Source organism: Clostridium sp. UBA2485 (assembly GCF_002341865.1).
Taxonomy (GTDB): domain Bacteria; phylum Bacillota; class Clostridia; order Clostridiales; family Clostridiaceae; genus Clostridium_J.
Genome location: NZ_DDOV01000101.1, coordinates 1 through 26,554 on the forward strand (window position 1 = coordinate 1; position 26,554 = coordinate 26,554).

General features: G+C 28.9%; 19 protein-coding genes. 1 reads left to right on the top strand and 18 read right to left on the bottom strand.

The genetic code is table 11. From position 1 onward, the window contains the following. The 12 genes from B3603_RS19160 to B3603_RS19215 all read right to left on the bottom strand — a co-directional run. On the bottom strand, positions 1-1,073 hold a 1,073-nt coding region (locus tag B3603_RS19160; protein ID WP_291567913.1), incomplete at its 3' end, for a S8 family serine peptidase. A gap of 44 nt (positions 1,074-1,117) precedes the next feature. Next, complete coding sequence (locus B3603_RS19165; protein ID WP_291567915.1) at positions 1,118-2,986, bottom strand: S8 family peptidase; 1,869 nt, start codon at positions 2,984-2,986, stop codon at positions 1,118-1,120. Between the two features lie 37 nt (positions 2,987-3,023). After that, a complete protein-coding gene (locus B3603_RS19170) occupies positions 3,024-4,892 on the bottom strand; it encodes a S8 family peptidase (RefSeq protein WP_291567917.1) in 1,869 nt (622 codons plus the stop codon). Between the two features lie 23 nt (positions 4,893-4,915). Next, the gene (locus B3603_RS19175) at positions 4,916-8,491 is read right to left on the bottom strand and encodes a S8 family peptidase (RefSeq protein WP_312573344.1); all 3,576 of its coding nucleotides are present in this window, start codon (positions 8,489-8,491) and stop codon (positions 4,916-4,918) included. Positions 8,492-8,744: 253 nt separating this feature from the next. Beyond that, positions 8,745-9,416, bottom strand: a complete 672-nt coding sequence (locus B3603_RS19180) for a helix-turn-helix domain-containing protein (RefSeq protein ID WP_291567920.1) — start codon at positions 9,414-9,416, stop codon at positions 8,745-8,747. A gap of 92 nt (positions 9,417-9,508) precedes the next feature. Continuing rightward, positions 9,509-9,895, bottom strand: a complete 387-nt coding sequence (locus tag B3603_RS19185; RefSeq protein ID WP_291567922.1) for a DUF3783 domain-containing protein — start codon at positions 9,893-9,895, stop codon at positions 9,509-9,511. Between the two features lie 150 nt (positions 9,896-10,045). Further along, positions 10,046-10,564: a peptidylprolyl isomerase gene (locus tag B3603_RS19190; RefSeq protein WP_291567924.1), complete on the bottom strand. Its 519-nt coding sequence runs from the start codon at positions 10,562-10,564 to the stop codon at positions 10,046-10,048. Positions 10,565-11,351: 787 nt separating this feature from the next. Continuing rightward, positions 11,352-11,792 carry a hypothetical protein gene (locus tag B3603_RS19195; RefSeq protein ID WP_291567926.1) on the bottom strand — a complete coding sequence of 147 codons (441 nt, stop codon included), beginning with the start codon at positions 11,790-11,792 and terminating at the stop codon, positions 11,352-11,354. Positions 11,793-12,093: 301 nt separating this feature from the next. Continuing rightward, complete coding sequence (gene murI / locus B3603_RS19200) at positions 12,094-12,870, bottom strand: glutamate racemase (protein ID WP_291567928.1); 777 nt, start codon at positions 12,868-12,870, stop codon at positions 12,094-12,096. A gap of 292 nt (positions 12,871-13,162) precedes the next feature. Further along, complete coding sequence (locus tag B3603_RS19205; RefSeq protein ID WP_291567930.1) at positions 13,163-14,560, bottom strand: MATE family efflux transporter; 1,398 nt, start codon at positions 14,558-14,560, stop codon at positions 13,163-13,165. 1,149 nt (positions 14,561-15,709) lie between these two features. Beyond that, a complete protein-coding gene (locus B3603_RS19210) occupies positions 15,710-16,246 on the bottom strand; it encodes a hypothetical protein (protein WP_291567932.1) in 537 nt (178 codons plus the stop codon). 596 nt (positions 16,247-16,842) lie between these two features. Further along, the gene (locus B3603_RS19215) at positions 16,843-18,318 is read right to left on the bottom strand and encodes a LexA family protein (RefSeq protein ID WP_291567934.1); all 1,476 of its coding nucleotides are present in this window, start codon (positions 18,316-18,318) and stop codon (positions 16,843-16,845) included. Between the two features lie 85 nt (positions 18,319-18,403). Between B3603_RS19215 and B3603_RS19220 the strand changes: the two genes are divergently transcribed. Then, on the top strand, positions 18,404-18,631 hold the full coding sequence (locus tag B3603_RS19220; RefSeq protein WP_291567936.1) for a hypothetical protein: 228 nt from the start codon (positions 18,404-18,406) through the stop codon (positions 18,629-18,631). Here B3603_RS19220 and rodA read toward each other — a convergent pair. From rodA to B3603_RS19250, 6 genes are all read right to left on the bottom strand, one after another. Continuing rightward, the gene (gene rodA / locus B3603_RS19225; RefSeq protein ID WP_291567950.1) at positions 18,621-19,706 is read right to left on the bottom strand and encodes a rod shape-determining protein RodA; all 1,086 of its coding nucleotides are present in this window, start codon (positions 19,704-19,706) and stop codon (positions 18,621-18,623) included. The two genes, B3603_RS19220 and rodA, sit on opposite strands and share 11 nt — an antisense overlap. 441 nt (positions 19,707-20,147) lie before the next feature. Next, entirely contained in the window at positions 20,148-21,209 is a 1,062-nt protein-coding gene (locus B3603_RS19230; RefSeq protein WP_291567938.1) for a pentapeptide repeat-containing protein, read from the bottom strand. 102 nt (positions 21,210-21,311) lie between these two features. After that, positions 21,312-23,258 (bottom strand): ABC transporter permease, encoded by a 1,947-nt coding sequence (locus B3603_RS19235; protein WP_291567940.1) that lies wholly within the window; start codon positions 23,256-23,258, stop codon positions 21,312-21,314. Then, on the bottom strand, positions 23,245-24,012 hold the full coding sequence (locus B3603_RS19240; RefSeq protein WP_291567942.1) for an ABC transporter ATP-binding protein: 768 nt from the start codon (positions 24,010-24,012) through the stop codon (positions 23,245-23,247). Before B3603_RS19240 ends, B3603_RS19235 begins: the two co-directional genes overlap by 14 nt. A gap of 299 nt (positions 24,013-24,311) precedes the next feature. Further along, positions 24,312-25,346 (bottom strand): sensor histidine kinase, encoded by a 1,035-nt coding sequence (locus tag B3603_RS19245; RefSeq protein ID WP_291567944.1) that lies wholly within the window; start codon positions 25,344-25,346, stop codon positions 24,312-24,314. Between the two features lie 15 nt (positions 25,347-25,361). Beyond that, positions 25,362-26,036 carry a response regulator transcription factor gene (locus B3603_RS19250; RefSeq protein WP_291567946.1) on the bottom strand — a complete coding sequence of 225 codons (675 nt, stop codon included), beginning with the start codon at positions 26,034-26,036 and terminating at the stop codon, positions 25,362-25,364. Positions 26,037-26,554 lie beyond the last annotated feature (518 nt).

Consider the following 26,554-nt stretch of genomic DNA (forward strand, 5'->3'; position numbering starts at 1 on the left):
CCTACAGATATCTTATCTGGCCTGTTAAACCATAAGTTTACCTCTACTCCTATTTGATCATCAGCCACCTGTAATTCAATTATTATAGTTTCACCACTTTGTGTAAATCTTCCACTAGTATGATTTGCTGCATCTCCTTCATTTCCAGTTCCGCCAATTATTGCAATTTCACTTCTGTATGTGAAGTAATCTATATATCTTTCTACTCGGCTAGTTCCATCGTGACCTCCATAATTTGACCCTATAGCTACGCACACAACCATAGGTTTATTTAATCTTCTTTGCGTTTCATATAGATATTTTAATGCCATAAGTACATCACTAGTTTGATATTGTGGAGCAGTTGCCGCTATTGGAGGAAATAATTGTAAAACAGCTTTATTAGGTTGCTTAAGTTTTACAATTACAAACTCACAATCCGGTGCTGCTCCAGTTACTCCTGCCCGACCTCCTGCACCAATAATACCTGCAACCCCTGTTCCATGACCAATGATATCTTGTTCAGGTACAATAGCATAAGGATTTTCTCCTCTACTTTGTGCATTAATAGCTTCATTAATTTGTTCTCTAGTATATCTTGTTCCATAGGGAAATCCCTGTGGTGGTGGTCCATCTTGTACTGTCTGATCCCATATTTCTATTATCCTTGTTTTATTATCCTCTGTCATAAATTCCTTATTTAAATAATCAATTCCTGTATCTAACATTCCTATAACTACCCCTGTACCCCTTAATGTCAAATAAGGATTTTCATGAAAATTAGAAATATTGGAAGTGTCAATTGGAGATAATTCGGTAAGAGAATATAGTTCATCTCTCTCCAAACGCACTATGGTCTTAGATATACTTCTTAAATCATTTAATCTTCCTCTTTCAACAACAACTACTGCCATATTAAATCCTATAATAAAAGCACAAGCATATTCTATATTGTTAAGCTCACTTACAATATCACCAGCATAACTAGCAACATAGCTTTCATAGTTATCATTTAAGTATAATTTTCCACATTGTAATAAATTGGAAGTGGAAGTTTCTTGAGCTTGATTTACATTTTCTCTATGCTCTTTCATCAGCTAAACCCTCCTATTCTTATATATAAGGTTATTGAAGAGCATTAGTCTAACCTTGCATAAATATTTTTAGGTATATTTATAAATATATTTTTAGTAAACTCCACCAAATTTTCGTTATTTTTATTAGAGCGAATTGAAGAGTTATCAAGGGATCGAATATTTTGGAATACTGCGATTAAATCCAACATTCCATAGCCCCATACTGGATTAGGATAAATATCTCCCGGTCTTTTTCTAGTTCCAGCTATAAGAAATGTATTTATTTTAGGTGGATATAATGCTGGATTATTACCTTCTACTACACCCCATTGTAATATTAGTGCCACTGCTCCAGTTAAAACTGCCGTAGCTGCACTTGATCCAGTAACTGTAGTTGTTCCTCCTCCAACTTTAGTAGTAACTACATTAACTCCTCCAGTAGCAACTGATGGCTTTACGCGGCCATCTCTTGTAAATCCTCTACCTGATGTGGCCACTACTGTATTATTAAATTGATTATAATAAGCAGTGACAATTATAGTTCTACTTGTTGAAGGAATAGTTAAGGTGGTATACGGATCTGGCTCTAAAAATTTTGTTCCTGGCATTAAAAAGTTTTTTTGGTAAGTCCACGCGTTGTATCTTCCATCAACTATATATTCTCCTGTTAAAACTATTTGCCATATTCCGCCTCTAACATTCGTAAACGCAATAGATATATGTCCATCTCCTGTAATACTTTCTGGATAATCATATAATAATGCAACGGTAGTTCCCTCTAATGTAAATTTTACAGTTACTACTCCTTTCACCTTTTCTGGAACTTTTTCTAAAATTTCTCCACTTGGCGAAATAATTGCTACAGAAATTCTGTCTGGACGATTAAACCATATATTTACTTCTATTCCAATTTGATCGTCAGCTACCTGTAGTTCTATTATCCTAACCTCTCCACTTTCAGTAAATACTCCACTAGTATGGTTTGCTGCATCTCCTTCATTTCCGGTACCTCCTACCACTGCTATTCCACTTCTAACTGAAAAATAATCTATATATCTTTCTATCCTAGCACTTCCATCATGTCCTCCATAGTTTGAACCTAAGGCTATACATATAGCCATAGGTTTATTTAATTTTCTCTGAGTATCATATAAATATTTTAATGCTAAAAGTATATCACTAGTTTGATATTCCGGTATTGCCACATTAACTTGTGGAAACTCTTGTAAAACAGCTGGATTAGCCTCTTTAAGTTTTACAATTAAGAATTCACAATCTGGTGCTGCTCCTATCACTCCTGCGTGGCCTCCTGCACCAATAATTCCTGCAACTTCAGTTCCATGACCAATTTCATCTCTTGAAGGAACAATAGCATAGGGATCTTCTCCTCTAACCTGAGCCGCGATAGCTTCATCAATCTGTTCTCTAGAATATTCTGTTCCATAAGCAAATCCCTCTGGAGGTGGTCCTTCTTGTACTGTTTGATCCCATATACCTATTATTCTAGTTTTATTATCTTCTGTCATAAACTCTCTATTCAGATAATCAATTCCTGTATCCAACATCCCTACAACTACACCTGTACCTCGCAATATTAAATATGAATTTGCATGAAAATTTGAAATATTAGCAGCATTAATAGGTGATAATTGAGTAAGAGAATACAAATCATTCCTTTCTACAAATACTAAAGCTGGTACATCTCTTAATAAATCACTTAATCTCCCATTTTCGACGATTAATATTATAATCTGATTTCCTACAATAAATGCACAAGCATAATCCACTTGATTAAGTTGATTTATAATATCTCCATTATATTCTGCAATATAACTTTCATAATTTTCACTTAAATATCTTTGTCCGCATTGTGGTATATTTACATTTAAACTTTCTTGCATTCCCTCTACATTTTCTCTATACTCTTCCATAAACAAATACCTCCCGCTTCTATGTCTATAAAGATATTTAAAGAGCGTTGGTATTTAACCTTGCGTAGATATCTTTTGGTATCTCTACAATTACATTTTTGGTGAATTCCACTATATCATGCTTTGATTCTATATTTTTATCTGACCAAGTATTAATGCAGCGTATATTTTGAAATACCCCATTTAAATCTAACATACCATATCCCCATATTTGGTTTGGATAAATCTCCCCACTTCTTTTTTTCGTTCCTGAAATAAGATATGTTATTACTGTAGGTGCATATAGAGTAGATTTATTCCCTTCAACTATACCCCATTGCAATATTAATACTACTGCTCCAGTCAAAACTGCTGTGGCTGCACTAGATCCAGTAACTATAGTTGTTCCTCCTCCAACCTTAGTGGTAATTACATTAATTCCTCCAGTAGAAACCACTGGTTTTATGCGACCATCCCTTGTGTATCCTCTGCCTGATGCTGCTACAACTGTGTTATTATTTTGATTATAATATGAAGTAACAACTATACTTTTACTTGTAGAAGGAGGGGTTAGTGTACAGTATGGATCAGATTTTAAAAATTTTGTTCCTGGTTTTAAAAATTTTTTTTGATATATCCAAGCATTATATGTTCCATGAACTATATAATCTCCTATAAGTCTTATTTGCCATATACCACCTTTAATATTTCTAAAAGAAATTGATATATGTTCATCTCCTACAATATCTTCCGGTAAATTATATGTCACTGTAACTAGCGTTTGCTCAAGCACAAATTTCACTCCTTGTGCCTCTTTTAGTTTATGCGGAGCCCTTTCTAGTGCTTCTCCACTTGGCGAAACTATTCCAACTGCTACTCTATCTGGTTTATTAAACCAGATATTCATCTCCATTCCTAGTTGATCCTCTCCTATACTAAGCTCTATAATTTCTATCTCACCATTTCGAGATATATTTCCGCTGACATGATTTGCTGCATCTCCTTCATTTCCAGTGCCGCCAACTACCACAACTCCTCTTCTAAGAGAAAAATAGTCTATAAACCTTTCTACTATAGAGCTGCCATCATGCCCTCCGTAATTAGTTCCTAAAGCTATACATATTACCATAGGTTTATCTAATTTAGCTTGAATATCATATAAATATTTTAATGCTAAAACTATATCTGAACTTTGATATTCTGGTATATCTACATTAACTTCGGGATAATCAACTATAAGACTCCTGTTAGCTTGCTTAAGCTTTACTACCACAAACTCACACTCTGGTGCAGCTCCTCTTACCCCTTGCCTTCCAGCTCCTCCAATAATCCCTGATATTTCTGTACCATGCCCAATATCATCTTTTTGCGGTACAATATTATAAGGATCTTCTCCTCTACTCTGTGCACTAATAGCTTCATTAATTTGATCCATAGAATATTCTGTTCCATAAGCAAAATCCTTTGGTGGATTTCCTGTTTGAATTGTCTGATCCCATATGCTTACTATTCTTGTTTTATTATCTTCCGTCATGAATTCCTTATTTAAATAATCAATACCTGTATCAAGTATTCCTACAATCACTCCAGTTCCTCTAAGTGTTAAATAAGGATTTTTATGGAAATCTGAAACATTAGAGGTGTCAATAGGAGACATTGAATTAAGCGTATATAGCTTATCTATATCTATACTTACAATAGATTTTATATCTTCTAGCAAATCCCATACCCTGCCCTTTTTTACAGACAATATTGCATAAAAAGGTTCTGCTAAGAATGCACAAGCATAATCTATTTTACTCATTTCTTCTAATATATCTCCATTATAGTCAGCTATATAGTTTTCATATTCATCACTTAAATATAATTTTCCACACTCATTAATATCAAACTTTGACTCTCTAATGTTTTCTTTTTGATTTTTCAATATACCCCCTCCCACTATGAATGCTACTTTGATTTTAATGTATGATAAATATTTTCCGGTATATTTATTGATACCTCTTTCGAAAATTTAACTATTTCTTTATTTTCAAAATTTTTTGGTAACCCAAGTGATCTTATATTTTTGAACACCCCAGATAAATCTAACATACCATATCCCCATGATTTATTAGGATAAATATCGCCTGGTCTCTTTCTAGTTCCAGCGATAAGATAAGTTGTAATTTCAGGAGCGTATAAAGTAGTATCGTTTCCTTCTACTATTCCCCATTGTAATATCAACGCTACTGCACCAGATAGTACTGCTGTGGCTGCACTTGATCCTGTGACTGTAGTAGTACCCCCACCTGGTTTAGTAGTTACTACATCAACTCCACCTGTAGCAACATAGGGCTTAATCCTACCATCTCTTGTATATCCCCTTCCCGAAGAAGTTACTATAGTATTATTATCTTGATTATAATAAGCTGTTGTGATTGCACTTCTACTAGTGGAAGGTATGGTTAGTGTAATATCCGCATCTGGGCTTAAAAATCTAGTATTTGGCTTTAAGAGAGCTCTTTGATACATCCATGCATTATACCTGCCATCAACTATAGAATCACCTATTAAATTTATTTGCCATACACCACCTGTAACGTTCCTCAATACTATACTAATAAGTTCATCACCAGTAATATCTTCTGGTAAATAGTAGGTTATAGAAGCAGTAGTTCCTTCAAGTATAAACCTTATATCTTCTACTCCTTGTAACTTTTCTGGAACCCTTTCTAGAACTTCTCCACTTGGAGATACCATTCCTACAGATACTTTGTCTGGCTGGTTACACCATATATTTATTTCTAATCCTACCTGGTTTGAATCAACACTAAATTCTATTGTCTGAGTTTCCCCTGTAATTTTAAATTTACCACTAGCATGAGTTTCACTAGCTCCTTGATTTCCTGTACCTGCAACAACAACAATTCCTCTTGTTATTGAAAAATAGTCAATAAATCTTTCTGCAATAGCACTGCCGTCATGTCCACCATAATTTGTTTCTATAGGCACACAAATCACCATAGGCCTATTTAATTTTCTTTGAATAGAAGTCAAATAACCTAGCCCTAATACTACATCTGGAGTTTCATATATAGGAGTATCAACTGGAAAAATAACTCCTCTACTTTCTAATGTAAGTTTTTTAGCCTGTTTTAGCTTAACTATTGCAAATTGGCAATCTGGTGCTGCACCAGTTACTCCAGCTCTCCCTCTTCCTCCTGCGATTCCTGCTACCTCTGTTCCATGACCATTTTCATCTCTTGAAGGTACAATAGCATATGGATCCTCCCCTCTAAAACTAGCAGCAATTGCTTCATTTATCTGAGTATCTAAATACTCAGTTCCATAGGCAAATCCTTCTGGTGGTGTTCCCGTTTGTATTGTTTGATCCCACATGCTCACTATTCTAGTCCTATCATCTTCAGTCATAAACTCAATATTTAAATAATCAATTCCTGTATCAATTATTCCAATTATTACTCCTCTACCTCTTAAATTTAAGTAAGGATTTTCATGGAATTGAGTGATATTAGCAGTGTCTATAGGCGATAGTGCTGCCAAAGTATATAGTTTGGTCCTTTCTACGTTTATGATGGATTTTACGTTTCTTAGAAGTTCTGCTCTTCTTCCTCTTCGAACAGATATAACAGCATAAAAAGGTTCTGCAAGAAAAGCACAAGCATAATCAAATTTTTCAAGTTCACTTATTATATCTCCGTTATATTCAACCATAAAAGTTTCATAGTTTTCGTCTAAATATAAATCTCTACAAGTACGTTCAGGTGGAGTTAGTATAGGTATTTCTCTATTCATACTTCTACTCCTTACAGGTGCTTCTTCTAGCCAAGTTTCTAAGGCATTACTTATACATAAAGTTCCGTAGCCCCAACTTTCATTTGGATAAACTACAAGTGGTCTATCTCTAATAGCACTTTTAAGCAAGAAATACTTTAGCCTCTCTCCATACATATATGAATCTCTTCCTTGTACTAATCCCCATTGCATAAGCATTGCAGCAGCACCTGCTACATGGGGGGCAGCCATAGACGTTCCTGATAGTGAATCATATCCCCCACCAGGAACTGGTGCTTCTATATTTTCTCCTGGCGCAGTTATTTCTGGTCTAATTACGCATCTATCCGCTGGTCCTCTTCCTGAGAAACTAGATATAGTTCCAGTGATAGCGTTATAACTACCTACTGTAATAACATTTTGTACAGTACCAGGAATTCCTACTGTATTGAAAACTGATGGTTCTAGAAATCTGGTAGTTATATTTAATCCTTCAGTTACTGGAAGCCAAATATCAAATGGACTAACCTCATTAACTTCTCTTGAATATATAATAATAGACCAAGTCCCTGGGGAAATAAATTGATTAAATCCTACTAAACTTATAACTATTTCTCCAGATATATTAAAAGGAGTTGGTCCAGAATTAAAAATATAATAGTAATCGTTTCTTATATTTCCTTCCACATAACTTCTAATCAGTGGTATAACCCCACTTCTTGAACCATTAGGTGCTATTAATTCTATGCTAATATCTTTTAAAAAAGATTTATATAGTTGAAATATTACTGCTGTCTCATTGGCACCAATACTTAAATCTACTCTGTTTTCTAAGGCTAAAATTCCAGATGCGTGATGTGCCTTATCCCCCTCATTTCCTGCTGCAACAATAAAGCTTATTCTTTCAAGATCGCATACTGTTGATATATATCTTTCAAGCAAACTATTTCCATCATGAGCTCCATCATTAGTGCTAAAGCTTAAGTTTATAACTAAAGGTTTCATAAGTTCTCTGCCTCTATCTATTAAAAACTTTACTCCTCTCATAAGCTGAGTACTCTTTGTATATCCTCCCATTATCTCTCTTGTAAGTTTAACCATAGCTATGGAACTTTCAGGTGCTACACCATAATATCGTGGAGGTATGTTACCACCAGCACAGGCTATACCAGCTACATGAGTACCATGCCTTGCTGTATCAACATGAGGAACTACATTAAAAGGATCTGAAGATTTTAATGCATTGTTAATATCTGTACTATTATATACTGCATTATTGGCAGCCAAATCATAAATATAATCAATTCTCGTATTACCTTCTGCATCTATAAAAGCAGGGTGAGTATAATCTATACCAGAGTCTATAAATCCTATTAAAACTCCTTTACCAGTAAGTTCATAAACTAATCGAGCTGCTGGCTGGCAAATGGCTCTATTGCTAACTTCTGAATTAATATATAAACTTTTAGGGATTTCCATATAATCTATTTGTTGTATATTTCCAACATCCACAACTTTATCAAAGCTTACGGTTATAATTCCAAAGCCATAGCCTAGATCTTCAAAGGTCCCCCCTAAGGCTTCCACTTGTTCTCTAACAATTGGTGCATTCTCACCATATAAAACTACTAATTCAATTCTATCTTCTCCTATCTCAAGCTCTCTATAAACCTGTGCTACTCTATTTCTAATTCCTCTGGGTAGGTTCAAAAATAAATTTAATCTTCCACTAACTTTTTCCGTAATAATCCCTCCCTAAAAACACTCCTTCACTTAATATGTTATGAGAGAGAAGTTTAAATAATGCAAAATTCAAAATTCAAAATTCACAATTAAGGTTGAAATTAGTTTTAATCANNTAGTTTCTTTATAAGAAGTGACTACGTTACTTCAAAGAGAATCAATTCTAAATTTCTCAGCTTTTGCTGAAAAATATTCAAAATTGTGAATTTTGAATCTGATAAATAAAAAAACTAGCAGTGCATTGCTAGTTTTTTATTTATTAAATTATAATTTCTACTCTATTTAATTTTGCAATAACTTTTATATCTTTTACTCCTAGTGTTTCTGTTCTAAGACTTCCCTTATTACTTATTAATAAAACTTTATTACTATCTAATTTTTTAATTTGTCTTAAAACTCTCTCACCATTATAGTCAATTAAACATATAGCATTGTTTTCTATTTCTGTAGTTAAATTTGCAAAAGCTATATCTCCTTTGCATATTCTAAAGCCCATTAAATCATCATTTTCTATTTCAATAAATAAAACTTTATCTGAATTATATCCTTCTATTTTATTAGATATTATAGGCATCTGACGATTTGCTATAGGTTTATCTAAATCATATCTGTATATTCCTATAGTTTTTAAAATTGAGCCAAAAGCATCATTCCATACATCCTTAACAGTTTCAGGAGCTTTATTCTTTGGAGCAACACTTTCATTCTTACTCTCTTCATAGGCAATATTCTGGAACATAGAAGTCATATTCTGAATATCTCCTCCTAATACTTTACCTATTCTTTCAATTAGCTTTTCATTTATTACCTTTCTTCCACTTTCTACTTCATTAATAAAACTTTCAGAAACTCCAAGCTTTTTGGCTAATTGTTTTTGACTCATACCTTTTTCATTTCTAGCTCTTTTAATGTTCTCTCCTACTTTGCTCATGTTATATACCTCTCTTAAACTTGAAATTTAGCTATAGATATATTCTATCATAAATAAAAAAATCCTCTATAGTTAACATAGAGGATTTTTTGCTATTTTTTGTTTGTAGAGTTTTTAAATTGCTCTCTTTCTTCTACTAAATGTTCCAATAACTTATGAAATCTCCAATTTATTGATATTGGAGTTACTGTTGCAAGTATAGGTCTAGATTCTAAAATAGCCCTAACTTTCTTAACTGAAGCTTGAAGCTGTTGTGGTGGAAAATTATTAAATATTATTGTTTTCTCTAAAGGCATTGTAAATTCATCGTCTTCTTTAGATTCTCCATCTAGAATATCCTTAATTTTTGAGTCACCCATAGCTTCTTTTATCACTATACAGTTACAATCAACTTTACCTTCAAACTCTTTATTAAGTATTTCTACTTCATCATCAGATAATGCATAAGTTAAAATTACTTTATCATTTAAACTACTCATACCTACTCTCCATTCCAGTCATATTTAGAAATAACCAGTTATGATGTTTTACATTATACTATGTTCACTAATATTACAAATATCAATGCCTTTATTGGATATTAAATATCCTAAATATTTATAACTAGTTATTTTATTTCACATGACTAATTATAATTTTTCAGGTTCATCATATTCTATACCAAAGGTTTCAACTGTAACTTCTTCCATAACTTGATCTTCTAATGGCTTATCTCTAAAATCTCTATCTACATTAACAATTTCATCTGCTACATCTTGACCTTCTATAAGTTTACCAAAAGCAGCATATTGTCTATCAAGATGAGGTGAATCAGCTACCATTATGAAGAATTGACATCCAGCTGAATCTAGCACTGCAGTTCTAGCCATTGATAATACTCCTGGTGTATGTTTTAAATCATTTGCAAAACCATTAGCTGAAAATTCTCCTTTTATTCTGTACCCTGGATTACCCATTCCACTTTTATCAGGGCATCCTCCTTGAATCATAAATCCTGGTATTACTCTATGAAATATAAGTCCATTGTAGAAACCTTTTTTAACAAGACTTATAAAATTTTTAACTGTATTAGGTGCTGTTTCTGGATATAATTCAGCTTTCATCGTTTTTCCATTTGCCATTTTAAATGTAACTATTGGATTTTCCATTCTTATCTCTCCTTTTAGGCGTCTGAAAGAAAATAATAAATCAAAGATGTTAGTATATGCCTCGGCATCTGAAATAAAATAGCTAGTTAAAGATGCGAAATATATTTTGCATCAGACAAGATGTCAGGTTTTCATGATAGTATAAGCTATCATGGAGTTCTGACAACGCAGTATGATACAAAATAGATAAGCATACTGACTAGTTATTTTTTTGAAGATGCCTTACCTCAGACAAGGCGTCAGATTCTGCTCATAGTGGCGCTATGGGCGGGTTCTGTGAGCGCAGTATGATGAAAAATAGGATAACATACTTGCTTATTATTTTTTTCGAATATGCCTTATATAATTTATTAATCAGATTATATCATAGAAATATTATAATAAATTATATAATTTTAAAACTTTGTAGTTTATAGCCTTTGTATTTAGAATTATATCCATAATTATTAACTCTATAAGTGTTAAGTATATTATTTTTAAACTTTTTCTAAAAAAAGCTATATGATTTGGTAAAATATTTATTATATTCCCAGATAATCATACAGCTTCTGAATCTCTATATAATTTTACTCTTTTTTATTCAGTCACATATAAACTTTTTTCATAGGCTTAATTTATAATTAAATATAGTCATCTTCAAAAAAATAACTAGGCAGTATTCTAGCCTATTTTGCATAATACTACGTCAACATAACACCCTCATAGCCCAACTATGAACGGGCTATATTTTCTTGTCTCACACAAAATATCCGTTGTATCTTTGACTAGTTATTTTATTTCAGACGCCTTATATTTCCTCTTCTTCTACGGCTACCTTTACTGATAAATCTTTATCATAATTAGAAAATTCAATTGATAATGTACCCCCAGGTAAAACAATAAAATAATCCTCGCCAAGTAAGCTTAGATTATTATGGTTATTAATTTTTGACTTATATAATAATAACTTGTCCTTATTATCTCCTTCATGAATTTTTGATTTTATATCTAAAACCCCTTCCTTACTACTGCCTTCTAATCCCTTGCTACTATCATATCCATAAAAGTATAATTCATTATTTTTATTAATATTATTTAACATTATATTGCTTATTATATATAGTCTATTACTATCTATAGGATTGGTTATTGTAATATACCTAAATTCCTTTTCCTTATCCAAATCAAGCTCTATTACTTTATCATGAGCTTTGTAGTTTTTCTCCTTGCGAAATTTAAATATTTTCACCTTTAATCACCTTATTTCTATAAGTCATCTTCAAAAAATAATTGGTCATTATGATAACCTATTTTCTGCTATATCTTGTCAACAGAAACCTCTAGTCACGTCACTATTAATGTATTTCACTAACCTGGCTAATACAAAATAGGTCGTCATTTTTGACTAGTTATTTTATTTCAGACACCTAAGTTTTATTTCATAATATAGGGTATGAATAACTACTAAATATTGTTAAGGATATTTAGTAAAATAAATGAAAGAAAGTCTCTTTATATAAAACTTTATTTTATATAAACAGACTTCCTTTCTAAGCCTCTAATAATTCATAACTCAAATCTATTATTTTTTGTGATTTTAATGAGTTATAAATTTCAACATTACCTTTAAAATTATTTGCGTTTAATATTTTCTTTGAAGATAACATTCTTTTTAACTGCTTTGAAGTTCCTAGACTTCCATCAATTACTGGAATTTCATTCCCTATAACTTTTATAATTTCTTCCTTTATTAAAGGATAATGAGTGCACCCTAAAACAATAGAGCTTATTTTCATATTTTCTATATCTTTTAATTTATTTACAAGATAATTATGAATTTCTTTCCCTGTTATTTTTCCTTCATCAATAATTTCTGCTAAACCTGCACAAGGAAGTGGCTCGATATTAGCTATTTTCTTATACTTTGATTGAAGTTTAGCAAATTTGCTTTCTGCTAATGTCATAGGTGTTGCCATAATCACTATACTACCTTCTCTATTTAGCTCTACTGCTGGCTTAAGTGCTGGTTCTATTCCAATTATAGGTATATGAGCATATTGTGTTCTTAACTCTTCTATAGCTGCACTAGTTGCAGTATTACATGCTATGACTATAGCTTTTACATCTTTACTTAATAAAAATTTTACTGCATTAAAAGTTAATCTTTTAACCTCACTAACATTTTTTATTCCATAAGGAGCATTTATTGAATCTCCAAAATATATGTAATTCTCATTAGGTAATACTTTTATTGTTTCTTTTAATACACTTAATCCTCCTATACCTGAATCAAAAAATCCAATGCTACTTTCACTATTGAAACTCAATATTGCCACCACCCTGTAATAAGCCTATATAATAAACAATTAATTTATATAATTTATTATATTTTAAAATAATCATTATTAAAATATATCATACTAATAAAAATTAATAAAGGATAACAATATGGAGACTCTATATAAAAATTTAAAATATATCTTTAAAATAAAATTCCTATAAAATAACTTTTATTATAGAAATTAAACTATTATATAAATTAAATTCCTAACTAAGAAATCTATATATTGCTACCCTCTTAATTATTAACATATTATATTAACTATATTCCTCTAAGTACTATTCTATACTGTCTACAGCTACTTCATCATCCATTTCATAAGATATAGCTTTTTCTTTACTCAATTTGTTTATATGCTTCATTTCTCTCATTAAAAATATTGCTGTTATAAAAGAAGATATAAAATCTGATATTGGTCCACAATACCATACCCCATTTAATTTAAATATAGGTGGAATTATCAATAATAATGGGATTAAAGTTATAACTTGCCTACATAGGCTTAAGAACATTGCAACTTTTGCCTTTCCAACAGCTTGAAAATAGTTGGAACTAACTATTTGGAATCCAATAATAGGAAGCATAAACATAAAAGTTTTTAGTCCTTTAGTACCTATTGATACAAGTTCTGGATTTTTATTGAACAATCTTATTATTTGTGGTGCAAATAATTGTATTGATAAAAACCCTATTGTTGTTATAGTAGTAGCAGCTATTACAGCATATTTTAGAGCTTCCTTAACTCTATTATAACTTTTAGCACCATAGTTATATCCTATTATAGGTTGAGAACCTTGATTTATACCAAATATAGGCATAAGTATTACCATTGATACACTAGATATAACTCCCATAGCACCTACTGCAACGTCTCCACCGTGAGTTACTAATGCATTATTTGAAATTACTGTAACTAAACTTGCAGCTAGTTGCATAAAAAATGGTGCCATTCCTATTGAAAATGTTTCTTTTATTACTTTCATATCTAACTTCATATTACTTATTTTTAACTTTAATACGCTTTTTCCTTTAGTGAAATAGAACACTACCCAAACTGCACTTAATCCTTGACCTATAACAGTAGCAATTGCAGCACCTTTAACTCCTAATCCAAAAGTAAATATAAAAATAGGATCTAATACTATGTTAGTTATAGCACCTATTAACATAGTAAGCATTGCAACTTTAGGACTTCCTTCTGATCTAATTATTCCATTTAACCCAAATCCAAGGTTTTGAAGAATACCTCCTAATAATATAATATAACCATAATCTTTAGCATAAGGTAATGTTACATCACTTGCACCAAAAATTTTAAGCATAGGTTCTAAGAATATTAGTGATACTACTGTAAGCAAAATCATTATAATTACTATTAAAGTAAAAGCATTTCCTAATATCTTTTCTGCTTCACCCTTCTTTTGTTGTCCAAGCCTTATGGATATTAACGCTGCAGCACCTATACCTATAAGCATACCAAAAGCCATAATAATTGTTGAAACTGGAAAGGTAATTGTAACTCCAGAAAGAGCTATTTCTCCAACTCCCCGCCCTATAAATATTCTATCTACTATATTATAAAATGCATTAACAAGCATACCTATTATTGCTGGTATAGAAAATTTTAATAATAATTTTCCTATACTTTCTTTTCCTAATTGTGCTGATTTATCCATTGTATTCCTCCTTAACTTTTTTCTAAGTTTCTTTTATCTATCTAACTAATAAAGTTATTTCATCTATTAAAAAATTCCCATATAAATCATCCTTAGATTTTTTTAATACGGTTATTTGTTTTACCATTTTTTATCTACAACAACCAAATAGAATCTATTAATTATCGAATATTTTTATTCTATAATCTAAATAGATATCCTTTATAGTCCAATGAAGATAACAGTTCAGTAAAGACACTTAGTGTATCTTCTAGTTTTTTGAACTTCTTTTTAAATTTGTTAGTGCTTTCTGGATAATTAATATAATATTGAGGATTGAGAAGAACCTAAATATGCTCCCGAAGTGCTGAATCATACATGTTTGTCATTTTATCAGTAGCTAGTTAATCCAACATTTTGCTCTTAAGCCTAATTCTTAACGAATTTATTTAGCCTCCTAACTAACCTTTTAAATTCTACAACATTTGACACCAATTATCAACCCTTAATTATCTACTACCAATATTTTTAAAGCAATAAAAATAAGAATTATAAATAATAAAATTTATAATTCTTATCGCATATTAAAATCTTTACATTATGCTATATAAAGTGTGTAAGATTATAATAAATAGTGTAGCAAATTATTGAAGTATAAATTTAATAATTATAAGAAAAACTTAGTACTATGTCCATAAGCAGTAGGAATTTCTTATATATTATGGACGGTAAGATAATATATATAAAACTATTTATTAAACGAAATGAAAGACAATCTTCGTAATCTTACACACTGTGAATTGTCCTAATCACTAATTGAGTTTTCACTACTTACTTCTAATTTAGATTTTAATAAATTATTATTATTACAGTCTGAAATCCTATAACCGCCAATACTAATAAATAAATTTTCATTCCTATTGAAAATTTAAGTAATAGCTTCCCTATTCCTTTTTCCCCTAGCTATCCAATCTATCCATTATAAACCTCTATAAAATATCACTTAAAAAAACTTAAGTATTATATATTATATTTACAAACAATTAGTATAATTGCATTTTTCTCCAAAATTGTAATATTGATTAAAAGTATCTCTTTCAATGATAAAATAAGCAAGCTAAATTCAATTCCTCAAATTTAGCTTGCTTATTTGAAATTTAATAATAGAAATTACTTATTCAATAATTCTTTTATTCTGTCTGCTATATACTTTATTAATTCAACATCTCCTATAAATGTTCTATCATCTATGTCACTAGGTTTAACTCTAAAGAAGTTAATTATTAATTTATTATCAAAGATTATATATTCATCTGAATGTAGTGGTGAAAATATTACCTCTATTTCTTCATACTTATCTGCACCGTTACAATCTTTAAGTTCTGCTACTAAGGAGTCTAAATTTAATTTTTTTAATGGAGTGGCCATTGCTTTAGTATATTCTAAGTCCTCCATCATCCACATATTATTATTCCAAAATTTCTTTTCCTTCTTATTTCCTTCAAAAGGTTCCCTATTTTTTATAGCACTTAATGCACGCCTTACTGACTCCCCATTAAAATCCTCGTCATAAGCTGCACTTAATGCAGGCATATCTGATACGTCATAGAAAAATTTTTCTGCTATGTTATCCTTTTCACTAGCTGCTTGCCAATAATAAAGCATAGCCTCAACTGCTTCAAGATTTAACTTAATCCTTTGTAACATAATGTTCTCCCCTTATCATTTATAAATAGTATAATATAGTTCAATTATACAATAAATATAATATATAAGTAATAATTTAAAAATGAAATTATTGATTCAATTCTACCGCCATCGTAAGAGTAGTATATTGCTTAGTAAAAATACTCACCAAATATAAAAAAAATTATAATATATTACCATAGAAATACAAAGGATGTGACACATTGAATATGGTTCACAATTTTACATCACTTCTATTAGCATTATTATCTGTAGTAATTTTATATATAATTTTTAAATTGAATTCTACAAATAATAAAATATATACTTTTTTACTGATAGTATTACTAATTTTCATAGGTTCTTTTTCTTTTAGCTTTGGAATATGTGGAATTTTCTTGGGGTACTGTGATAAGCAATCTATAGCCTCTCTTTCTTTAGCCTATGGAGTACCAGTTTTATACATTTATATGAAAAATAAGCTCAAGAAACTTATTTATAAAATAATAAGTCATAATTAAACACACCATAATGAGGTTTTTCAACATTTTTTAGTATAAATAGAAAGCATTTATTGCATTTATTTATAAAAAGTAGCAGTGAAATACTGCTACTTTTTAATTTCTTTTTATTATTGCTATTGCTATTCCTATTATCATCGTATTCTCATTGTTTACTACAATCGGTGTATATTTATCATTTTCTGGCATTAAAAATATACCTTCTTTTTTAATACTTAATCTTTTTAAAGTAGCGCTTCCATCTAAGTCCACCGCAATAATATCATTATTATTTGCATTATATTGCTTTCTTATAACAACATAATCTCCATCATTAATATTAGCATTTATCATACTATCTCCCTTTACCTTTAATAAAAAAGCATCTTTAATACCTTTAAGCCAATATTTGGGAAGATAAAAACTACCTTCGACTTCCTCATTAATCATTATAGGTTCTCCAGCAGCTATATCATTATACATAGGTAATGATAGAAGATCATCTACCTGTAAATTTTCACCCTTACCTTTAGGATTTAATATAAAGTCTGCTTCACTGCTTGTATCTATAGCAAAATCAAATTTTCTATTATGCCTTATATCAAAAAACTCATAACTTTCCATAAATATATTTTCTTGATTTTTATATTCTTTTGATATATCAAAAGAAGCTATTTTATTTTCTCTTTTTAAATTTTCTTTCAGTACCATGGTTTTAATCTTCATGCCATAAAATAAATCTTTAATTTTAATGCCACGATTTCCAAGTGAGTTTTTTTCTAATATATCCTTTATATCCCAGGTTACAATAAAATTTGTATAATCTTTTTTATTATTTAATAGCTTTATGATTTCTAGCTGTAATTTACTATATTTATGAATTTTATCTACAATTATATGAGTGTATGATTTTATGCCATTTATCTCTAAGCTTTTTAATACCAAAGTTTCTCTTCCGATACAATCAATTAAATTTCTCTTTTTTAGAGCTTCATCATAAAGTTCCATAAGTTTAAATATTACTTCTCTTGTAGAAGAATTTTTAGGTACTGACTTAGGACCATTATGAATAGTATCTTTTCTTCCTTTTCTTATAAATATTTGATAATCATCTATACTAAAAATCATATTAGATTTTATATAATCAAACTCTTCTAAGAAGTAAGCTATATATTCTTCTCTTAGTATCTTTGATCTTTTCTTCTGTTTTTTCAGTTCTACAATACAATCTTTTAAAATTTCAGCTCTTATATTATCATCTATTAATGACTTATTATTTTTAAATTGCTTAAACTTTAATTCTATTATTTCATCAATTGTAAATACCTTAAAACTTTGATTATTATAAGAAAATAAACTTAATACCCCAGATTCTTGTTCTTTTTCATAAATATTTAATATATTTTCCTTTTCTTTATCATTAGGAATAATCATTATTATATTATCATCATTATATAAGCAATAATTATTTTTTAAATATATTGCTCTATGTATTGCAGTAAGAGTTTTACCTCTATGTTCTTCACCTTTTATTATCAAGCATCCATTAAACTTACTATTAACTATTTGTTGTTGTTTCTTAGAAAGATCCATACCCTCACCCCCTAATTATATCTTTCTTATATTATAACATTATATAAAACTTAACCAATGTAGAATTTACAAATGGTAACTTAAAGTGAAACAAAATATAGTTTCACTTACAAAAATGAATGCTAATGCAATTATTAAAGAAGAACCTAATGAAAAAAATCTAAAGTACGAATACAAGGTTAATACTAATATTATTATAGGCAAATTAAAGAACTCATTAGTTATTATGCTATTAGAAGAAAGTACGACCTTTCGGTTAAAGTTCATAGAGGATTTATTGATGATATTATGCTCTAGCTTTTCTAAAAAGTAATAATTTTGTGCCTTAGTCTTACATTTAAAACTAAGCCTATTGCTATAAAATTGGTAATAAGCGATGAACCACCATAGCTAATAAATGGTAGTGGGATACCTGTAACAGGCATAATACCAATACACATACCAATGTTCACAAATATCTGAAATATAATCATACTAGCAACCCCAACACAAACATAAGAACCAAAATAATCTTTAGCAGATTTTGCTATTGAAATACATCTTAAAACTATTACTAATAAAAGTAATAATATAATTGCACTCCCTATAAAGCCTAATTCTTCAGCAATAATAGTAAATATAAAGTCTGTATGTTTTTCAGGCACAAAATTTTGCGCGTAAGCCCCTTTAAATAGGCCTTTTCCAAACAATCCACCAGAACCTACTGATATTTTAGACTGAAGAACGTGATATCCTGCACCCATGGGGTCTAAATCAGGATTAATAAAAACTAAAATTCTATTTTTTTGATATTCTTTAAGTAGATACTGCCAAGCAAGAGGTATAAAAATAGCACATGATAAAACCCCTGCTAATATATATCTATAGTCGATACCACAAATATATAACATTGCAATAGAAATAAAAACAAATGCCAGAGCAGTACCTAAATCAGGTTGAGCCATCACAAGTATAATAGGTACTCCAATATAAGCCAGAGTTGCCAATAGATATTTTACTTGATTCACATTATCTTTTATTGACTCAAGAAATTTTGCAAGAGTAATAATAAACCCTATTTTTACAATTTCCGATGGTTGTATTCCAATACTTCCAATTTGTATCCACCTTTGTGCACCCCATTGTTCTTTTCCTGTCCCAAAAAGACTTACAGCTGCCAATAATAGAAAATTAAATACATAGATAAATTTATAGGCATGTCCAATATTACGGTAATCTATGCAAATTGTTATAAACATAAGAACCAGCCCAATTATAATTGAAAGACTTTGAATAGTAATGTATCTTCTGCTATTAGTAAAATTAGATGTTGCGCTACTAATCATAACAATTCCACAAATTGATACAAGAATTACCAGAATAAATAAAAAAATATCGAAATTTTTCATGTATTTCTTTAAGTCAAAAGATTTCTTCAATTCAAAGTATTTCTTTAAAATAATATTATTCTTTATAGCCAATAATGCACCAACTTTCTAAATTTTATTAAATATGATGGAATTATTAACCCTAAAATTTTTATCTTACTAAGCTATCTACAATATAAATTTAATTTTAAGTTTGGGGAAAATTTCTAAAAACTTAACTGTGAGGCCTTGTAAAATAACACTTATTATAACATTAAGCTTACTAAAATTGAATTAAAATAAATTATATTCACAATTTATTTACACCTCCACAAAGAAATAATTCTATATGCAAAATAAGTCTATTAATACATATTGTTAGCTATTCCCATAGTTCTTTCAAATGCTGCTTTTAAAAATTTCTGAACTTGTAATTGAATATTGGCTTGATGACTTTATCATCAGAATTCTTTATAAGAATGTTTATCTTGTCATTTTACGAACTAAAGTCGAGGTCCAAATTCCTATCATTAGTACACCTAATATTATTTCAATACTAGATATTATTGTACTCATAATACCATAAGGTACTAAATCTCCATAGCCTACTGTTGAAAAAGTTACTAAGCTAAAATGAAAACAGTAAATAAAATCTCTAATTAAAATCCTTATACCTTTAACATCTAGATTAAATCCATATAAAATTAATTCATCTTTTCCTTGCAAACCTGTAAACATATATAATATGGCACAAAAGATTACTATTATTAATGAGAAACTAAAAGTTCGATAAGGTTTTTCCCCATATCCACAAACATAATAAGATAAAAAAGAAGTTATTTTTCTTGGTCCTTTTAAAGTTCTATAGAGTGCCTTCTTACTCTCATAAAAGCATTCTCCTTGTTTTTCCATAATATCATTTTTCAAATATTGACTTCCAAAACATAAATAAGTATTACAGATATCCACATATCTTTTTTCACTATCATAGTATTTATCGTCCTTACAATAATACTTATCATTATAGTTAAATTCTCCAACATGGGAATCTAAATTAAATTTTGTATACGATTTTTTATTGATAAAACATATATCGAACCTACAATTGCTATCTCTTATAACACAATCCATTAAATTACAATCATCAATAAATTTTACTCTACTATAACAATTCCCTATAAAATTGCACCCTTTAAGAAAGGTATCCTTAAAAGTTACATCTTTAAATCTACTCTTTTTAATAGATATACCTTTAAGATTGCATTTTTTAAAATTACATTTAAAAATTTCACTAGAAAAGAATTGTAACAAGCTTTTATTTTCTATATTACAATGAGAAAAACTACAAAACTCAAAGGTACAATTTTCAAACATCATATTATAAAACCTTATGCCTTCAAAAACTATATTAGAAAAATTACAAGAAATATACTTAGTATTAGAGAAAAATATTTTATCTATATCGTCATTCTCATAATTCTCTAGTTCTATTATTCTATTTGCAATTTTGTATTCTTCATCATAGTTATAATTTCTTTTTTTCATAGCACACCAACCAATATAGAATTTTAAATATTTTTCCCTAAAAAAAGAGTATTTATCAGAAACTGATAAATACTCTTAATAAATAATTTAAAATTTACTATATTAAAGTTTTTCATTAACTATATTATTATAAGATATTACCGTCAATACATAGAATATAGAATAGATTATGACATAAACTACTATTGTTATCATTATTGGTGTCATCAATCCACCCATCATTCCATCTAATATTCTTAAGGCGAATAAACTGTGCATTATTCCCATTAAAAGTGGTAATAAGAATACTACTAAAACTTGTTTACCAATTGACTTTTTAATTTCTTTTTGATTAACTCCTATTTTTTTCAATATAATATATCTTGGCTTTTCTTCACTGGCTTCGGAAAGTTGTTTAAAGAATATTATGCTTCCTGTACAAATTAAGAATACTAATCCTAAGAAACTTCCTATAAATATAAATAGCCCTCCAAATTCCATTGATTGTTTATATACAGAATAGAATGAAGTAAATTCACGAAGATAAGATTCATTATTTACACTCTTAGAATCAATAAAGCTTTCAAGTTCATTAGTAAGTCCTTCCGCTTTTAAATAATTTTCTACATTAAATAAACTAATAGTTGTTAAATTGTCTTCTGAATATAATTTATTATATAACTCATCTTTAACTACTACTATTTCATCAGTCATATATACAGGTATTAATGGCTTTTCGCTAAATTTTGCTACTGTAAGCTCTTCAGATTGTCCATTTAAATTAATTATAGCTTTTTCTCCTTCAAACTTTCTCATAAGTGCTGGTGAGAAGAATTGAGGGAAATATGCCATTTCATCGTCTTTTAATTCAAAGTTAAATTTATTATTTAAGGCTTTATCTATTTCTTTAAAGCTACTTTCAGAAATTATACTTACAGAAGCTTCTTGAATTTCATCTGATTTATCAGCCATTTTAATTACATTAGGTAACTTAATATCCTTTTCTATAAATTTTACTTGTATTTTATTCTTTAATTTATTATCTTCATATTTATTAATTATTGATTCAATTTCATTATCTATATCCTTATATTGATTATGACTATACGCATAATCAAAAGGCACTTGATCTCTTGTCTTTATCACAGATTGATAATAAAAACTTGCTGCTGTTCCCATAGTAGTTATAGTCGTAGCACTAAGTATAGCTATAGTAGCTAGTGTTCTTGCATTTCCTTTTATTCTATATAAAAGCTGTGATGTAGATATTATGTTCATACCTTTATAATATTTTCTTTTATTCTTCTTTGATTTTTTAATTAAAAATACTATAAAAGATGAGAAAAGTATGTATGTAGCTATAATAGATGCAAATAATACAAACATCATTCTTAGTAAGAAATTACCTTCGAAAATATGGAAAGACACAGCATATGCAACTGATAATAATATTACTGAAAATACTGCAAGTATTATTGATGCTTTTGGTTCTCCTTCTGCTTTACTTTCAGCTTTAAAAAGTTCTATAAGCTTAAATCTATATATTAATGAGTATCCATGTATTGAGGTTATAAGGAATAATATTAAAAATACTATAAATGTTTGAATTATAGCCTTCATAGATATTGCGAATTTAACAACTATAGCTGATCCCATTAAATTAACAAGTATCATTATAAAGAACTTAGAAAGTAATGCACCTAGCCCTATTCCTACAGCCAACGCCAAAACTCCCATTGCTATTGTTTCATAAAATAACATTCTTCCTATTTGCTTTTTCTTAACCCCAAGCATTGAATATAATCCTATTTCTTTCTTTCTTTTTTTCGTAAAGAAAGAATTTGAGTACCATATAAATACAGCAGAAAATAATAATATTATTACTGCTGAAGCATTAAATGCCCCCATAATTTTCGCTCTTTTATTTACTAATTCCACAATTTGTTCATTATATTGTATTGATGTAAAGGTAAAGTATATCATTACACTAAATACCATCGATACAAAGTAAAGAAAATAATTTTTAAAATTACTTTTAATATTTTTTATAGCAATACTAAATAAGTTCATTCTTGTCTCCACCTCCAAGAGTCGCAAGTACATCTATTATTTTTTGGAAGAACTCTTTACGTGAACCTCCTCTTACAAGTTCTGTAAACAAAACACCATCTTTTATAAATAATATTCTTTGACAATAACTTGCTGAAAAAGCATCATGAGTAACCATCATTATTGTTGCATTATTTTTTTCATTTAAATCTGATAAACATTGTAATAGTTCTGTAGCAGATTTTGAATCAAGTGCTCCTGTAGGTTCATCTGCAAGTACAAGCTTTGGACTTGTTATAATTGCTCTTGCTGCTGCCGCTCTTTGTTTCTGACCACCAGATATTTCATAAGGATATTTCTTTAATATATCTGCTATTCCTAATGTTTGTGCTATGCTTTTTAATCTACTTTCTATTTCTCTTATATTAACTTTTGAAAGTGCTAGCGGTAATATTATATTTTCTTTTACAGTTAATGTATCTAGAAGGTTAAAATCTTGGAATATGAATCCTAATTTATCCCTTCTAAATGAAGATAGCTTATCTTCATTCATCTTTGTTATATCGTCTCCATCTACACTAACTATACCGGAAGAAGGTTTATCAATAGTTGAAATAATATTAAGTAATGTACTTTTACCTGCACCAGATGGCCCCATTACTCCAACAAATTCTCCCTCTCCTACTTCTAAACTTATATCATTAAGAGCAGTGTATACATTTCCTCTTGAACCATAAACTTTTTTAACATTCTTTACTGTTAATACATTTTTCATAATTTATCCTCCTAAAACTTTTATAAAATATATATCAACTAGCTTCCAACTTTTTAAACACAGAACTAACAGTATACAATTTAAAGTTCTGTTAAACTAAAAATAAATAATTAAAAACTACTCATTCTTATAAGCCATTCGCCGTTAATTTCCTTATAAATCATCTACAAATTTAATTTTTTATTTTTATAATCTCCTTAATACACAAAAATAAGCTTGCATTTATTATCTACAAGCTTATTTTATAAAACTTATCCATTATAAACAATTTTTTAAACTTACAAAAGCATGTTATGAGCTTACAGTTTTGTAACATTTAAATAATTGGTTATTTTAGGAAAATAAATTTTGATTCTAGTATATTTTTCATACTCTGATTCTACAGTTATTTCATGTCCTAGTTTATTGCTCATTTTTTTAGCAAGATATAACCCCATTCCAGTAGATTTATAATTTTGTCTTCCATTATATCCTGTAAAACCTTTTTCAAAAATTCTACCTATATCTTCATTTTTTATACCTATCCCATTATCTTCTATTATAAGAACTTTATCTCCGTCTTTTTCTTTCCCAGTTATGATTATTTCACCACCCTCTTTTGTATACTTTAAGGAATTGGCTAATATTTGTTCAATTATGTAGCTAAGCCACTTTCTATCACTTAATACATCAAAGTTAACATCTTTTATATCTATTGATATTTTCTTATTTATAAACATTTTAGCGTGTTTTTTTAAAAGCTCTTTTATTATTTTTATCAAACTAATTTCGTTTATAAAATAGTCTTTAGAAAAATCATCTATTCTAGAATAATATAATGCCTGCTCTACATAATTATCTATTCTATCAAGTTCATCCTCTAACATATCTGTAACCTTATCAATACTTTTCCCTAAATCATTTTCCATAATAAGTCTACTCGCTGCAATAGGAACCTTAACCTCATGAACCCATGATGTTATAAACTCTTGATTTTCTTTTTTATCATGACGAAGCTCATATATTTTTTCATTCTGTTCTTCATACATCTTTTTTAATAATTCAACATAAATTTTTTGCTCATAGTTGTTTGGTTCTGGTAAAGTATTTGAAATATCTTGAACATAGTTATCTACAATGACTTTTAGTTCACTGTAGTATTTTCTAGTACTCATGTATTTATATACTTGATATATAAAAGTAAAAGAAAAAGCCACTATATTTATATAAACTAAATTATTTACAGTTATACTCTTATTAGGATCTATATATAAGGAAATAGTAATAAAACTCATTAATCCTATATAGTAAACTATAAAACTTATATTATCGTATAAATAATGCCTAAATTTCATTCATTCTACCACCTTTTATAATATTACATACCCTTGACCTTTCTTTGTTTCTATAAAATTTTCAAGGTCTATGTCTGACAACTTCTTCCTAAGTCTGTTTATGTTTACTGTTAGTGTATTATCATCAACAAAACTTTCATCTTCCCAAAGCTTCCTCATTATTTTTTCTCTGCTAACTATAGTTCCGTTATTTTTCATAAGTATATAAAGTATTTTAAACTCATTCTTTGTAAGCTCTACTTTTTTATCATTATATATTAAATTATTATCCTTTAAATTTAATACTACAGTTCTATGTTCAACAACGCTTGATTCTACATTAGTGTAATCATATGTTCTTCTAAGCAATGCATTAATTTTTGCCATTAAAACTTCCATAGAAAATGGCTTTTGAACAAAGTCATCGCCTCCCATATTCATCGCCATAACTATATCCATATTACTATTTCTTGAAGAAATAAATACAATAGGAACTTTTGATACAGTTCTTATTTTATTACACCAATAAAAACCATCATAAGATGGAAGATTTATATCCAATAAAACTAAGTGTGGTTCTTCCTTAACAAAAGTATTAAACACCTCACCATAATCATCTATATCAATAGGAGTAAATCCCCATCTAACTATATTTTCTAATATTATATTTTTTATAGTTTTATCATCTTCAACAACCATTATTTTAAACATACAATCACCTCATACTTCTATAGGCTCCTTAATGAAAATTTAACTTATACACGATTTTAATTTCTATAATAAAATTTTTACTATGAATTAAAAATTAAGAATGAATAATGAAGAATTGCAGTTAAAACTCTACCGTCAAAGCCTTTGGAGTTTTTAAAACAAATTTTATTTTAAGAAATTCACATTTAGTGAATTTCATCCTTAATTCTTCATTCTTAACTATTAACCCTTAATTTCTAAGGACTTAAAATATTTTTTATAGAAAACTTATTTCTAGAGTATACTTTAAATTTTCACATTGCATCCCTATATGTACTACTTTCAAATTTAATTTATACTTTATATAATTACGTTATTGTTATTTGAATTTCTACCTTATATAATTGAAAATTGACTATTGACTATTGACAATTGAGAATTATTGAATTAATTTCTTTTTAAAGTGGCGCAATCCACTTTTATCAAAAATCTATTTGAAGAAATTAATTTGTAGAATTAATTTCCACCATAATTGTCAA

Coding starts and splice junctions, on each gene's coding strand:
- B3603_RS19205 (WP_291567930.1), bottom strand. CDS start 14,560: ATGGATAAATCAGCACAATTAGGAAAAGAAAGTATAGGAAAATTATTA.
- B3603_RS19240 (WP_291567942.1), bottom strand. CDS start 24,012: ATGAAAAATGTATTAACAGTAAAGAATGTTAAAAAAGTTTATGGTTCA.
- B3603_RS19210 (WP_291567932.1), bottom strand. CDS start 16,246: ATGTTACAAAGGATTAAGTTAAATCTTGAAGCAGTTGAGGCTATGCTT.
- B3603_RS19215 (WP_291567934.1), bottom strand. CDS start 18,318: ATGGATCTTTCTAAGAAACAACAACAAATAGTTAATAGTAAGTTTAAT.
- B3603_RS19165 (WP_291567915.1), bottom strand. CDS start 2,986: ATGGAAGAGTATAGAGAAAATGTAGAGGGAATGCAAGAAAGTTTAAAT.
- B3603_RS19185 (WP_291567922.1), bottom strand. CDS start 9,895: ATGAGTAGTTTAAATGATAAAGTAATTTTAACTTATGCATTATCTGAT.
- B3603_RS19250 (WP_291567946.1), bottom strand. CDS start 26,036: ATGTTTAAAATAATGGTTGTTGAAGATGATAAAACTATAAAAAATATA.
- B3603_RS19230 (WP_291567938.1), bottom strand. CDS start 21,209: ATGAAAAAAAGAAATTATAACTATGATGAAGAATACAAAATTGCAAAT.
- B3603_RS19190 (WP_291567924.1), bottom strand. CDS start 10,564: ATGGAAAATCCAATAGTTACATTTAAAATGGCAAATGGAAAAACGATG.
- B3603_RS19235 (WP_291567940.1), bottom strand. CDS start 23,258: ATGAACTTATTTAGTATTGCTATAAAAAATATTAAAAGTAATTTTAAA.
- rodA (WP_291567950.1), bottom strand. CDS start 19,706: ATGAAAAATTTCGATATTTTTTTATTTATTCTGGTAATTCTTGTATCA.
- B3603_RS19180 (WP_291567920.1), bottom strand. CDS start 9,416: ATGAGCAAAGTAGGAGAGAACATTAAAAGAGCTAGAAATGAAAAAGGT.
- B3603_RS19245 (WP_291567944.1), bottom strand. CDS start 25,346: ATGAAATTTAGGCATTATTTATACGATAATATAAGTTTTATAGTTTAC.